The organism is Weissella sp. DD23, from assembly GCF_001579105.1.
Taxonomy (GTDB): domain Bacteria; phylum Bacillota; class Bacilli; order Lactobacillales; family Lactobacillaceae; genus Weissella; species Weissella cibaria.
Genome location: NZ_KQ970399.1, coordinates 15,263 through 25,473, shown reverse-complemented (window position 1 = coordinate 25,473; position 10,211 = coordinate 15,263). Strand labels below are relative to the sequence as shown.

Annotated in this window: 24 protein-coding genes; 2 read left to right on the top strand and 22 right to left on the bottom strand. The window is 42.2% G+C overall.

Features of this window, described 5'->3' with window-relative positions; translation table 11 throughout:
• From WEIDD23_RS13775 to WEIDD23_RS10855, 8 genes are all read right to left on the bottom strand, one after another.
• Window positions 1-185, bottom strand: a 185-nt coding sequence (locus tag WEIDD23_RS13775; protein ID WP_197458880.1) for a hypothetical protein, incomplete at its 3' end; no start/stop codon positions are given.
• Entirely contained in the window at window positions 182-460 is a 279-nt protein-coding gene (locus WEIDD23_RS10880) for a hypothetical protein (RefSeq protein WP_062359002.1), read from the bottom strand. The genes WEIDD23_RS10880 and WEIDD23_RS13775, both read right to left, overlap by 4 nt.
• On the bottom strand, window positions 460-795 hold the full coding sequence (locus WEIDD23_RS10875) for a YopX family protein (RefSeq protein WP_062359001.1): 336 nt from the start codon (window positions 793-795) through the stop codon (window positions 460-462). The genes WEIDD23_RS10880 and WEIDD23_RS10875 overlap by 1 nt, the downstream gene beginning before the upstream one ends.
• Before the next feature lie 131 nt (window positions 796-926).
• Entirely contained in the window at window positions 927-1,361 is a 435-nt protein-coding gene (locus WEIDD23_RS10870; RefSeq protein ID WP_062359000.1) for a hypothetical protein, read from the bottom strand.
• A 10-nt stretch (window positions 1,362-1,371) separates the two neighbouring features.
• Window positions 1,372-1,827 (bottom strand): hypothetical protein, encoded by a 456-nt coding sequence (locus WEIDD23_RS10865; RefSeq protein ID WP_062358999.1) that lies wholly within the window; start codon window positions 1,825-1,827, stop codon window positions 1,372-1,374.
• Window positions 1,820-2,122, bottom strand: coding sequence for a hypothetical protein (locus tag WEIDD23_RS10860; RefSeq protein WP_062358998.1), 303 nt, complete (start codon window positions 2,120-2,122; stop codon window positions 1,820-1,822). Before WEIDD23_RS10860 ends, WEIDD23_RS10865 begins: the two co-directional genes overlap by 8 nt.
• A 5-nt stretch (window positions 2,123-2,127) precedes the next feature.
• Window positions 2,128-2,295, bottom strand: coding sequence for a hypothetical protein (locus tag WEIDD23_RS13770; RefSeq protein WP_186434539.1), 168 nt, complete (start codon window positions 2,293-2,295; stop codon window positions 2,128-2,130).
• Between the two features lie 21 nt (window positions 2,296-2,316).
• Window positions 2,317-2,511: a helix-turn-helix domain-containing protein gene (locus tag WEIDD23_RS10855; protein WP_062358997.1), complete on the bottom strand. Its 195-nt coding sequence runs from the start codon at window positions 2,509-2,511 to the stop codon at window positions 2,317-2,319.
• Window positions 2,512-2,617: 106 nt separating this feature from the next.
• On the opposite strand from WEIDD23_RS10855, the gene WEIDD23_RS12850 reads away from it, so the two are divergent.
• On the top strand, window positions 2,618-2,797 hold the full coding sequence (locus WEIDD23_RS12850; protein WP_082778340.1) for a YegP family protein: 180 nt from the start codon (window positions 2,618-2,620) through the stop codon (window positions 2,795-2,797).
• Here WEIDD23_RS12850 and WEIDD23_RS13205 read toward each other — a convergent pair.
• The 12 genes from WEIDD23_RS13205 to WEIDD23_RS10815 all read right to left on the bottom strand — a co-directional run bounded on the left by WEIDD23_RS13205 (window position 2,771) and on the right by WEIDD23_RS10815 (window position 8,984).
• Window positions 2,771-2,926, bottom strand: coding sequence for a hypothetical protein (locus tag WEIDD23_RS13205; RefSeq protein WP_156469637.1), 156 nt, complete (start codon window positions 2,924-2,926; stop codon window positions 2,771-2,773). The two genes, WEIDD23_RS12850 and WEIDD23_RS13205, sit on opposite strands and share 27 nt — an antisense overlap.
• 55 nt (window positions 2,927-2,981) lie before the next feature.
• Entirely contained in the window at window positions 2,982-3,137 is a 156-nt protein-coding gene (locus tag WEIDD23_RS13200) for a hypothetical protein (protein WP_156469636.1), read from the bottom strand.
• Window positions 3,137-3,913, bottom strand: a complete 777-nt coding sequence (locus WEIDD23_RS10850; RefSeq protein ID WP_062358996.1) for a DnaD domain protein — start codon at window positions 3,911-3,913, stop codon at window positions 3,137-3,139. The genes WEIDD23_RS13200 and WEIDD23_RS10850 overlap by 1 nt, the downstream gene beginning before the upstream one ends.
• A 3-nt stretch (window positions 3,914-3,916) precedes the next feature.
• Window positions 3,917-4,693 (bottom strand): ATP-binding protein, encoded by a 777-nt coding sequence (locus tag WEIDD23_RS10845; protein ID WP_062358995.1) that lies wholly within the window; start codon window positions 4,691-4,693, stop codon window positions 3,917-3,919.
• A gap of 64 nt (window positions 4,694-4,757) precedes the next feature.
• A complete protein-coding gene (locus WEIDD23_RS10840; protein WP_062358994.1) occupies window positions 4,758-5,576 on the bottom strand; it encodes a PD-(D/E)XK nuclease-like domain-containing protein in 819 nt (272 codons plus the stop codon).
• A 2-nt stretch (window positions 5,577-5,578) separates the two neighbouring features.
• Complete coding sequence (locus WEIDD23_RS10835) at window positions 5,579-6,736, bottom strand: recombinase RecT (protein ID WP_062358993.1); 1,158 nt, start codon at window positions 6,734-6,736, stop codon at window positions 5,579-5,581.
• 4 nt (window positions 6,737-6,740) lie between these two features.
• Complete coding sequence (locus WEIDD23_RS13195) at window positions 6,741-6,881, bottom strand: hypothetical protein (protein WP_156469635.1); 141 nt, start codon at window positions 6,879-6,881, stop codon at window positions 6,741-6,743.
• A 221-nt stretch (window positions 6,882-7,102) separates the two neighbouring features.
• Window positions 7,103-7,291 (bottom strand): hypothetical protein, encoded by a 189-nt coding sequence (locus WEIDD23_RS10830; RefSeq protein WP_062358992.1) that lies wholly within the window; start codon window positions 7,289-7,291, stop codon window positions 7,103-7,105.
• A gap of 2 nt (window positions 7,292-7,293) precedes the next feature.
• A complete protein-coding gene (locus tag WEIDD23_RS13190; RefSeq protein ID WP_156469634.1) occupies window positions 7,294-7,464 on the bottom strand; it encodes a hypothetical protein in 171 nt (56 codons plus the stop codon).
• Entirely contained in the window at window positions 7,461-7,793 is a 333-nt protein-coding gene (locus WEIDD23_RS10825; protein ID WP_062358991.1) for a hypothetical protein, read from the bottom strand. Before WEIDD23_RS10825 ends, WEIDD23_RS13190 begins: the two co-directional genes overlap by 4 nt.
• 10 nt (window positions 7,794-7,803) lie before the next feature.
• The gene (locus WEIDD23_RS10820; RefSeq protein WP_062358990.1) at window positions 7,804-8,211 is read right to left on the bottom strand and encodes a hypothetical protein; all 408 of its coding nucleotides are present in this window, start codon (window positions 8,209-8,211) and stop codon (window positions 7,804-7,806) included.
• A 2-nt stretch (window positions 8,212-8,213) separates the two neighbouring features.
• Window positions 8,214-8,984, bottom strand: coding sequence for an ORF6C domain-containing protein (locus WEIDD23_RS10815; RefSeq protein WP_062358989.1), 771 nt, complete (start codon window positions 8,982-8,984; stop codon window positions 8,214-8,216).
• Window positions 8,985-9,057: 73 nt separating this feature from the next.
• On the opposite strand from WEIDD23_RS10815, the gene WEIDD23_RS10810 reads away from it, so the two are divergent.
• Entirely contained in the window at window positions 9,058-9,330 is a 273-nt protein-coding gene (locus WEIDD23_RS10810) for a DUF3892 domain-containing protein (protein ID WP_062358988.1), read from the top strand.
• 31 nt (window positions 9,331-9,361) lie between these two features.
• On the opposite strand, the gene WEIDD23_RS10805 is transcribed toward WEIDD23_RS10810, so the two are convergent.
• Window positions 9,362-9,631 (bottom strand): hypothetical protein, encoded by a 270-nt coding sequence (locus tag WEIDD23_RS10805; RefSeq protein WP_062358987.1) that lies wholly within the window; start codon window positions 9,629-9,631, stop codon window positions 9,362-9,364.
• A gap of 48 nt (window positions 9,632-9,679) precedes the next feature.
• Window positions 9,680-9,874 (bottom strand): helix-turn-helix transcriptional regulator, encoded by a 195-nt coding sequence (locus WEIDD23_RS10800; RefSeq protein WP_062358986.1) that lies wholly within the window; start codon window positions 9,872-9,874, stop codon window positions 9,680-9,682.
• Between the last annotated feature and the right edge of the window lie 337 nt (window positions 9,875-10,211).

The following is a 10,211-nucleotide window of genomic DNA, read 5'->3' as shown; positions in this document are numbered from 1 at the left end:
CGCTTAATTCGACTAATTGCATCATCAATTGCTTCGTTGTATCCACGCCAGTAATCTCGTGATTTGACGTTCTTTTCAACATTCGCCTTCATTTCCATGCTATCCACAACAATCTTGTCGTTCCTCAACTCACCGATTAATCGACGTGCTAGCACTGTATTGTACGTATCATCCTTCGTTGTCACTTGATCACCTCATACGTGTCGTTGAAAATATCTTCGCGGACTACCCAAATGTCATCATTCTTTCCATGTAAGACATAATCGCCCTTGTTACCGTGCATTACGCCTTCTAACGTAATGACTTCAACCTCGTCTGATTTGCTGAACGGATTTGCCTCATCATTCGTATAAGTAACAATTCGTCTGTCACTCAACGCCTTAGCAAACCAATCAGGTACTGCCGCATTTTTGCCAAATTGATATACATCAACCGGAATCGCCTTTTTAACTGCTTGCATCAATCCACCGCCTTGATTAAGTCCAGATTTTCGTGAATGTTCCCTATGACTTCATTAAGTCGCACGTCGCTTAAGAAGTTGTCAGCCACACGCCACATTCCATCCAAAAATTTCACATCTCCAATAACAAATCCATCATCAACGTCCTTCAACAGATCTCCCTCGTAGATTTCAGCTCCGTTAATATCAGTCATGCCTGTATATTGCTCTAATACATAGCGGTCTGGATTCATGCTTTGCAAAGAAAGCACTTTGTTTCCATAGACAAATTTCTGACCGAATTTACTTCCACTAAACGGTGTGTACCATGCTCTAAACTTGATTTCTCGTGCCATTACTAAGCCTCCACAATTTCAAACATCTTGCCGTGATACTTGCCTGCCAACCGATCGTAATCAGTATCTGAATCAACGTACTCAACCGTTCCATATGGCGTGTGCCAATATACTTCCCACATATCCTTCTCCTAGAACAAACTCAACTGTGTTTCGTTGGCCTGTTTTTCTTCAATAATTTCTTTGTTTTGGTGCGGATCACCTTCAATGAAGTCGCTCCTGAATAACCATTGACCAACTTCTTTGTTAACCGTTTCTTTGCCGATAACTGAAATCCTGTTGGGGCCGATATTCTTGATAACGTACCCATCACGTTCAATTTCGGTAAACAATGGCTTGTTGTCCAAAATCATGAACCATCCCCGCACCGTTGTTTCGGGTAAATCCATAAACCTTTCCTTCTTCCGTTGATGCTCTTTCATAATTCGCCACAGTTTGGCTCGTATGGCGTTTTCGGTTCGCAACAGATAGAAACTCATGTCACGCTTCCTAAGCCCCTGATTGAGCAAAACAAACAGCCTATCGACGTCATCAACCGTCCATGGTTCACCTCGTTTGTCTTCCATGACTTATGCCTCACTTTGAATCAACATGCTGCCAAGAAATTTCTACTCGTTCATTACCTTTGTCGACACCCGCAAAAACGTCTGACAGGCCCGCCACGAACTTCAAACCATCTCCCGGCATAAATTCCTTATCCTGCACCGAAACCTTCTGAAATGCGTCAAAAACGAACTTATGCATGAAGGCAATGTTGTCTAGGTCTGTTCGTTTGTCCTTTAAGTACCATTCGAAACTAAATTGGGCTGGATACTCAATCTCAAGCCCATTAGTAATGGCTTCAACGACGATCGGTTGAATTTTGTACTGGATAGCTGCTTTGTGCCGATTAAGAATTGGTCGACCACGAGTCAACCCGCTGATTTCAACGTACTTATTCAACGTCAACGACGACATCCGAACTGAAGACGACTTCTTATCGCGCCATGGAATTTCGAATGCCGACATTGGGATAACTAAACGATTATTCATTCTGAGCTTCACCACTCTTCCACCAGGCATCTGCAATCGCTACAGATGACACACTAGCTAGTTCAGAATTACCAAATGAACCCCGGGCCCAATTGAAGGCATTCTCAACTGATGATGTCAGTAATCGTTCAACCGACTCACTTTGAACACGTTCCAACCATGGGTGATAGTCATTCTTCATCAATGCGTGCATATACATTGCTGCCTCTGAACGTGTTGCAAACACCTCAACCTGAGTAACCTTCTCAGTTTGGAACCAACGACGCGTCGCCGTGTTGTACTTAACAATCCACATATCTCTTACCACTCCTCTCGTTCAACCAACGGAACAACACGCATAATTTCGTACGCGTCGCCGCTGTAATAAGTCCGCAACAACCGTAAGTTGTCACCAGATGTCACCGGCTTATGAAACCGATTACCCACGTTCTTATTGAATACAACGTACTTTGGCATCTTCTTGCCCATTTGCTACACCTCTTTTGACGATTATTTTTTCAATTCATTCAAATCTGCATCTAGTGCAATCGCAACCTTAATTAACCGTTCCAATCCGAGTGCTTTGTTATTTCCATTCATAACCGCATACAACGTGCTGGTGGCAATTCCGGTTTCCTTCGCAAGCCAATAAACTGACTTGTTCTGTTGTTTTAGTTGCTGATTTATCCAACTGCTTAGTTTCATTTGACCCCTCCGACCGTGTTCCATAAACGTGCTATAATTATTTTGTTAGCAGTCTGTCCGATTGGTTGCTAACACTTGTTACGATAAATTTGAAAGGAGTATCACCATGTACTTTGTTATTTATAAATCTTCTGACTCTAAGTACTATTTCACAATCAAATCTGATAACCACGAGATCGTGGCAACAAGTGAAACATACCTTACTAAATGGTCCGCAGAAAAAACGATCGGTTCCATCAAAAGTGGAATTGCCTCAGATTCATTCGTCGTTGACATGACTGAATAACTTCTGGTTATATTCAGTGTTGGCAAGAGCTGCAATCTCTAGCAACACTGATAGTTCATTTTCGGAAGCCTCGTTAGCAAAATCGCTGATGAGGCTTTTAATTTGCGCCAATTTCTTTTCTTTTGTCATGCTCCGCTCCTTTTAAGCCCACCCATACCCGCCGATACCGGCACACTCATTCAATTTAGATTGCTTGTTCTAGCCAAATATCGTTGTCACTCAACTCAAACGCCTTGGCTAACTCGGTTAACTTGCTACCGGCAGCCTTCAACGAATAGTTTCCCCAATATCGTTGATCACCAAACACATTGGCAACGACTCGGGACTTCTTGTCACCCATTACCAAATCTCCTTCTGCTGCTTGTCACCATACTTATCAGAGGCGTAGTTACGCTTCTTCTCGTTATCAATTACGGCACTCATTGTCAGCAAATGTTTTGCTAGGCGATTTTTCAAAATACCGTCTGTGTACTTGAATGAGTTTTGGTTGCTTTCACGAGTGACCTTAATTGCATCAGCTACAACTTCTGCATCCATACCGTCGTTAGTGACATATTCTTGCAGTTGTTGCCGTTGTAACGGCCCATAAACAAAGTCCAAACCGTTATCAGTAATCGATTGACTGATGACAGACATAGCTGTTACAGCGCTATTACTATAGTTATCGTCTGTCTTGTCGGTCCGACGTTCACTCTTTTGTTCACTATCTTTCTTTGTATTACTGTTACTTTGTATAGTGTTTCTTTGTAGATGCGGATTCACCGTTACCGGTAATTCCGTCACCGGTTTAACCGCTACCGGTAAATCCGTTTGCGGTGAACGCATAGTTACATCAGAAGCAGTGTAGGTAACTTCACCGAACTTCCCCTTTGTTCCACGTTCTTGTTGGCGTACTACATACCCTTGATCAATCAATTCATTTAACGCTGCAAACACTGCATCTTTGCCGTCTTTGAAGTGCGAAACTAATTCAGTGCGGTGGATAACCCAATCCTGTGGCAAACTCATTAAGTACGCCAATAACCCTTTGGCCCGCATACTCATGTCTTCTCGCTGTATTGGGTGCCTCTGCATCATCATGAAGTTATCAGCACTACCCTTTTTAATGATTGGCATTGCTTAAGCCTCCCTGTAATCATCAATACCTTGAAAGATGATGATTTTGTCCTTGTCTTTAGGAATGAGCCGGCTAGTAAGGCTTTCGTCATACTTAGCATTCAGCTCAGTCAAATTGTCATTAGTTGTGATGATTGTTGTCTTGCCGATACGAGCATTTACAATGCCATACAAGATTTCCGTCATCTTGTCAGTAGCTCCGCCAGACCCCGATTCTTTTCCAAAGTCGTCCATCACTAAGACATCAACTTCCTTCATTCCGCGAATGATCATGTTGTAGTCTTGCTTAGCACGCTCATCATTGATTGACATCAACATCAACGACCGCAAATTCACTAAATTAACAAACAAACCTGACTTAACTTTCATCAACTCATTCAGCATTGCTACTGACAAAGCTGTCTTACCCGTTCCAGCGCGTCCAACCAACACATAGTTGCCTGATGTTTGTTCAAGTTTCTTCGCAGCAATGACTGCCTTTTTACCAATATCGTGATGCTCTTGCGTTGGCACTTTCCAATCCTTGAATTCAAAGAACTTCACATCTTCTGAAACGAATAACGACATTGGATAATACCGGCGTGTCTCAGTCTTACGAAAACGTGCAATCTTATCAGCAAGAACACCACTAACTTCTGGAATATCCTCAGCCGTTGAGGCCGCACCTTTACGGAAGTTTTCCAAAAATTGTTGCTTGTCAAACTTCGTATCCGACTTAGATGCAATCAATTCAGCAAACCTGACGGCTGTATCTTCCGTCATGTCGAATGTTCCACCCATGCTTTACTCCTTTCTGGGCCTCTCACCCCATTTCGGCTGATTAAGTCAGCGTCCTTATTCACCACTACAAAGTCACTACATTTTCTGGATCAACTCGGAAGTTGGTTCGATATAGTCGGCTATAAGTGTTCACGTTGTCCGGTTCAACCTCACCATTAATCAGTTGAACAATTCGAGATTGATGTGTCCTGACTTCTTCCAAGCCGGCATCAAGCGTTTCCTGTGAAATTTGATAAACATCAGCCAACGGCTCATCTTCCTTGCTGACAGCCACAATGTAGACTTCAAACTCTCGTCCAGTCATTTGACGTAACATCTCTTGATAAGCTGCCATTTGTAGGTGATAACCACGTCCGATAAAGAAGTTTTCGTATTCACCATAGTGCTCTGACCATTCACCACCGATTAAACCGTGGTACTCTTTCAACGACTTAACTGTCTTGAAGTCAACGAAATATCCTTCTTCGAAATTGACTGCATCTAACTTTCCACGCCACTTAACACCGTCAATGACACCTTCGATAACCGACTCTTTATCAGGTGCGCCATCTACAAGCGCCATGATGTTTTCATCAGCTTCAATACGGTCAATCATTGCCTGAGCAAGCTTGTATTCCGTCTTTAGCTGTCCCTTTGAAGCACCACGAGTAGAAATGATTTCAGGGTGTTCTTCCTTGAATTGTTGATGTGCCTTAGAAGACTCAAAGTACGAATGTAAGTAGTTACCTACTAACAAAGCCGTCTTATTTGCGATAATTTCATATTCACCACGCATTTGAGCTAATGCTTCAGTTTCGCCAGCAAACAAGAAATTCTTGAACGTTGAAGCATGCATATGAACGAATGCGTCCCGTGGATCATAGTAGTCATATTCTTCTGTCATGATTACGCCTCCGGTTGGAACAAGTCAGCTGTGCTGAATTCCGTTTGTGTATTTTCTTCAGGAACCCAACCAGGTTGTTCATCTGGCATGTCTAGCTCTTCATCATCTGTTGTTGGACGATTTGTCATGTTGAATTCATACTCAGCAGCCATGTTCAGCAACGTTTGCTTGTTAGCCTTTGGTGGATATGGAATATTGCGTTCCTCTAGCCATGCCTTAATCTCTGGAATGGTGTGAGCATTTGTCACACTACCTTCTGGAGCAACAACTTCGTCTGTTCCTTCTGGCTCTGATGTATCTGTTGGCTCTTGTGGGGCTTCCACTGCCTTTTCTGACTCTTCTGCATGACTTTTTTCATGAGCTTCTTCAAAGCTCTTTACGACGTCTTTTTTCGCCATACGAGCAAATGCTCCCCTTGGCTTTTCTTGAACTTCAGGTGTCACATCTCGTGGATCAGGCCCAAATTCATTTGCCGTGGTTCCGTTAATGGCATTTACCAATGCACTTTCATCATCAGTCGTGTTAATAATGTTCTTCGCAGCACGATTGATTACTGTTCGCTTTGCCATTTCCTCTGGGAACTTCTTGTGCACATTCAGTTGGCGTGATTGTCCCCAAGAAGCGTCAATTTGCTTCTTAGTCATGACTTCGTATTGCTTTGTACCATCAGTCTTATTGATTACTGCATACGTACCAACGATTGGGTTATCCAGCTTCGTGAAATCCGTGTGATGTTCTTTGACAATCAACTCGCCGTCTTCGTTGTAATCGACTTGAAAGTCTTCACCCTCGTGAACAATGAACGCTGCGATATTTGCAATTTCAGGCAATCGCTTCAGAACTTGTTGAGTACCGAAGTATGATCGTTGCATTTGCAACTGACGACCGTATGCAATGAAATATACTTGCGTCTTTGCTGGGCTCAATCCTTGAACAACCATGTCGAACAGTGACTTCTTGATTGAATCTGGTGTCACGTTTTCAATTCCCTTGATTGTTGGCAACATTGCCACAGCTTCTTGCAATGCGTTCGAAACGTGGTAGTTTTCAGGAACCTTGAAACCTTGTGTTTCAACCAATCCCTTGAAATCATTTGCAACGGATGAAGCAATCAACTGTTGTGTCTGCGTCGTCGTTACATTGAAGTTTTGTTCTGTCATTTTTTTAATCCCCCGTTGTTACAGGTTCTTGAAACTTGATGTACGTTGTATCCGGTGCTTTGGCCCATTCAGGGTGATAAACCGGTTCGATAGTCTTAACAACTTTGCCGGTATCAAGCACCGCCCACGTTTCATAGCTAGTCATACACTCGCCTCCCGTGATAAAATCGAAGGGTAATTGAACGTGTAAAATTCATTACCCAAGCCATTAGCGATTGCAGTCGTTAATGGCTTTTTTAATACATAAAACATTTGAGCCACCTTTCTGTCCGTCGCTCAACTCGGATGTCGAAACGAAATCACTTATGAAAACATTTCGTTGCAGTAACTCGACACCCTAGTTGAACGACGGACACGGTTATTCAGTTACTTACGAGCAACCTTCACGTCACCCTTAATCAAGGCCCGACCAGCAAAATATACTCGTGGACCCCATGACTTAAGCCAAACACGTTGAATGAAACGTTCACCCAACTCATACAAGGCCAACATCATGAATGCTCCAATTGCGGCTGCAACCATCCAAATCATGACCAAGATAGATCCGTCATTCATTGTTAATCCTCCATATACTTATTTTTTGCCTGTGCATTTGTGTAAGCCTCAGTGTGCTTAACATCTCGTGGTCGCACCGGAAACCGCATATCAATAAAATCAACCAGCCATGCGGTAACTGCTGCGATTGCTGCAATTCCGGCTAATGCATATCCAATTCCCAATTCGTTCATCCCACCACCTCGTCAGCATGTTCTTCGATATACAACGCAATCTTGTAACCGTGATACAACAACTGGCTCTTACCTTTTTTAATCGTTAGGCCCGGCTCGGCTTCAACCCTCGTCCGCCAGTATGTGTTGAAATCTGCCATGCTAATCGCACCTAGATAATCTTCTAAGGTTGGTTGATTATCAGGAGTGCTCTTCGTTCGGTACATTTGAACAAATTGATGACCATGCATGATGTTGCGCTCAGCCATTTGAACAGCCTGCTCAAATACTTGAGCACCCAATTGCATCAACATGTCATTCGGCAATTGAAGAGTTACTTGTTCTGCCATTGTTCTCACCTCACTTTCTTGGCATTGCCAATACCGATTGCCATGTCACCTCATCAAGTGTGCCGTGGTCATGCTTGTACGACATCCATTCAAAGAATTTAGGCCCAATCTTTTCTGTGTCTGAACCATTCGCAACTGCTGCTAATTTCACTTGATCTTGAAATGCAAAAGGATCATTGGGTTCAGCCGTTACACCGAACATTTCGAGATATGCATATAGCTGTAACAAGAGTTCACGATTTAACTCATTTGGCTCTTTAGATAACGCAAGCCCTTTGTTGTACTCATCAACAAGTGAGTTATGTTTGTCTACAAGCGAATGATTTTCAGCGTTTAGCTCATTAATCACACGACCACTAAGCTTGTGCTCAATTACTATCGCCACTATTGCAATAACAATCACTACCGTCGTCGTCATGCTTACGCCTCCAAAAGTGTTTGCTCATTCGCACCATTAATTGCAAACATCAATACTTCATCAGGTTGCCAGTTTTGAACGATACGCATAGCTTCATCAAACTTCGCAATCGGCAAATCACCATACGATTCAATGTCGTAACGATTCTTAACGACACGTTCAAGTTGCTTATACACTGCACTTCGTACTGTCTTAGCTTGATAAGCAGCTCCGTAATAACCGCCCATAACTTCTGCTACACGCTTGTTGCGAGCTTTAGTAAAACGTCGACGCATTGAGCTAGGCAATCCCATTTGGTTCTTCAGCTCAGCTAAATCACTTTCAGTTGAAGTTTGGCGCTCCTCAATTTGTGCGATTTGCTTTTCTTGTTGAACCAACTTGTTGGCACTTGCAGCTACAATTTCCATTTCGGTCATTGTTTGCACTTGGTAACCACCAGTCTTACGAATGCTTGGCAAAACTTCTTCAGTCACCCAATCTTGGAAATGTTCAGCCGTTTCGTTGTTGGCCTTGATTGCCAACTTGTAGAATTGTGGTTCAGTGATGAAATCACCTTTTTCAACTTTCGACACATCTGTCGAATTTTCATCTTTCCGCACATGTGCGGAAACGTTATTTATGTAGTTATTTACACGCTTCCATTGGACGTAAATGATCCCGTTCTTCTCTTGCGTGATACCCATTCCAATTGCTGCACTTTCTGCATCGAACATAACTTGTCCGTTTTCCTCTTTAATCTTCAATCCGTTGAATATTTGTACTTCATTTGCCATAATTGGCCTCCTTTGTTTTTTGATATTATTAACGGGAGGATTAACCTCAAAATCTAACGAAAGGACTATCAACATGCGACACGAAATTGTTAAAGTGAAACTTGGAGAAGATCCATTCTCAAAGTTTCTCACTCACATTCAAGCCGTCATGCTAGGTGACGGTTCCGTTTTATCAGTTCCAGAAGTTATTCGCTCAATCAAAAGCGGCGATGAATTCTTCTACACCCATGCATTTTGGAATCAGTCTGCTAAAGTAATTGCTGCTCCAGTTTCTAATCCGACATACATCAAAACCGAAGCTAATGATATGCAACAGGATAACTTGCTATCTCTGCCGAGATTTTAGTTATGAACACCAGTCGATATCGGCTGGTGTTTTATTGTTTGAACGATTTTTTATCATCTGCAATCGGCGGAATAGCCACGTCTTCATTAATTGTTCGAGATAACAACTCAAACAAGTTCTCAATCGCACTTGTATTCAATCGCACTAATCTATCTTTCGTTTGCCGGTTAAATTTAACCAAAGCGCCTTCAAATGTTGCTTGCTCTTCGGTTGTCCCTAATCGTTGCAGTGCGGATAACTTTTCATTCTTATTCGCATCTGAATTCTTTGAAACTACGAATAAGTCAGCTTCTTTTGTCATAACTGTCTCCTTTAACATTTTTTAATCTTCCCTTTAAAAGGGAATTAGCTAGAAAAAAATAACGTCTTCAAAATTAACATGGAACAAATTCAACAACTTAGCAATTTGTTCAGCTCTTGGTTGAACGCCTTTGTTCTCCCACGATTGCACAGTACTAACTGATACGCCTAACTTTTCAGCTAATTGTGGTTGCGTCATATTATTATTTGCTCGGAGAGCTTTCAACGTTAACTTAACGCTCATATCACTTCCTCCTTCACTTGATGATTTAATTATATTCCCGTTGAAAGGGAAAAACAACAATAAAGCACGTTTAAAACGGGAAAATTCCACTTTTACATTTGATTAGTCACGTAAAACGCAGTAATATCAACGTTATAGAAAAAGTTAAGAAATAATAAAGGACCTTTCAAATGGAAAACACCGACCAAGTAAACAAGAAAATCATGGCGGAAAACCTACAATACTACTTGGATAAGCAAGGTAAAACTCCAGCCAATTTAATTGATACCCTGAAATATAAAAAATCCACCGTGTATAACTGGCTAAGTGGCAACACATACCCCCGCATAGACAAAAT

Excerpts from the sequence above, each read along its gene's own strand:
- WEIDD23_RS10815 (WP_062358989.1), bottom strand. The coding sequence starts at position 8,984 with ATGGCAAATGAAGTACAAATATTCAACGGATTGAAGATTAAAGAGGAA.
- WEIDD23_RS10870 (WP_062359000.1), bottom strand. The coding sequence starts at position 1,361 with ATGGAAGACAAACGAGGTGAACCATGGACGGTTGATGACGTCGATAGG.
- WEIDD23_RS10835 (WP_062358993.1), bottom strand. The coding sequence starts at position 6,736 with ATGACAGAACAAAACTTCAATGTAACGACGACGCAGACACAACAGTTG.
- WEIDD23_RS10855 (WP_062358997.1), bottom strand. The coding sequence starts at position 2,511 with ATGAAACTAAGCAGTTGGATAAATCAGCAACTAAAACAACAGAACAAG.
- WEIDD23_RS13190 (WP_156469634.1), bottom strand. The coding sequence starts at position 7,464 with ATGAACGAATTGGGAATTGGATATGCATTAGCCGGAATTGCAGCAATC.
- WEIDD23_RS10880 (WP_062359002.1), bottom strand. The coding sequence starts at position 460 with ATGCAAGCAGTTAAAAAGGCGATTCCGGTTGATGTATATCAATTTGGC.
- WEIDD23_RS10875 (WP_062359001.1), bottom strand. The coding sequence starts at position 795 with ATGGCACGAGAAATCAAGTTTAGAGCATGGTACACACCGTTTAGTGGA.
- WEIDD23_RS10810 (WP_062358988.1), top strand. The coding sequence starts at position 9,058 with ATGCGACACGAAATTGTTAAAGTGAAACTTGGAGAAGATCCATTCTCA.
- WEIDD23_RS10830 (WP_062358992.1), bottom strand. The coding sequence starts at position 7,291 with ATGAATGACGGATCTATCTTGGTCATGATTTGGATGGTTGCAGCCGCA.
- WEIDD23_RS13195 (WP_156469635.1), bottom strand. The coding sequence starts at position 6,881 with ATGACTAGCTATGAAACGTGGGCGGTGCTTGATACCGGCAAAGTTGTT.
- WEIDD23_RS10850 (WP_062358996.1), bottom strand. The coding sequence starts at position 3,913 with ATGCCAATCATTAAAAAGGGTAGTGCTGATAACTTCATGATGATGCAG.
- WEIDD23_RS12850 (WP_082778340.1), top strand. The coding sequence starts at position 2,618 with ATGTACTTTGTTATTTATAAATCTTCTGACTCTAAGTACTATTTCACA.
- WEIDD23_RS10820 (WP_062358990.1), bottom strand. The coding sequence starts at position 8,211 with ATGACGACGACGGTAGTGATTGTTATTGCAATAGTGGCGATAGTAATT.
- WEIDD23_RS10865 (WP_062358999.1), bottom strand. The coding sequence starts at position 1,827 with ATGAATAATCGTTTAGTTATCCCAATGTCGGCATTCGAAATTCCATGG.
- WEIDD23_RS10840 (WP_062358994.1), bottom strand. The coding sequence starts at position 5,576 with ATGACAGAAGAATATGACTACTATGATCCACGGGACGCATTCGTTCAT.
- WEIDD23_RS10860 (WP_062358998.1), bottom strand. The coding sequence starts at position 2,122 with ATGTGGATTGTTAAGTACAACACGGCGACGCGTCGTTGGTTCCAAACT.
- WEIDD23_RS10845 (WP_062358995.1), bottom strand. The coding sequence starts at position 4,693 with ATGGGTGGAACATTCGACATGACGGAAGATACAGCCGTCAGGTTTGCT.
- WEIDD23_RS10800 (WP_062358986.1), bottom strand. The coding sequence starts at position 9,874 with ATGAGCGTTAAGTTAACGTTGAAAGCTCTCCGAGCAAATAATAATATG.
- WEIDD23_RS10805 (WP_062358987.1), bottom strand. The coding sequence starts at position 9,631 with ATGACAAAAGAAGCTGACTTATTCGTAGTTTCAAAGAATTCAGATGCG.
- WEIDD23_RS13205 (WP_156469637.1), bottom strand. The coding sequence starts at position 2,926 with ATGACAAAAGAAAAGAAATTGGCGCAAATTAAAAGCCTCATCAGCGAT.
- WEIDD23_RS10825 (WP_062358991.1), bottom strand. The coding sequence starts at position 7,793 with ATGGCAGAACAAGTAACTCTTCAATTGCCGAATGACATGTTGATGCAA.
- WEIDD23_RS13200 (WP_156469636.1), bottom strand. The coding sequence starts at position 3,137 with ATGGGTGACAAGAAGTCCCGAGTCGTTGCCAATGTGTTTGGTGATCAA.
- WEIDD23_RS13770 (WP_186434539.1), bottom strand. The coding sequence starts at position 2,295 with ATGGGCAAGAAGATGCCAAAGTACGTTGTATTCAATAAGAACGTGGGT.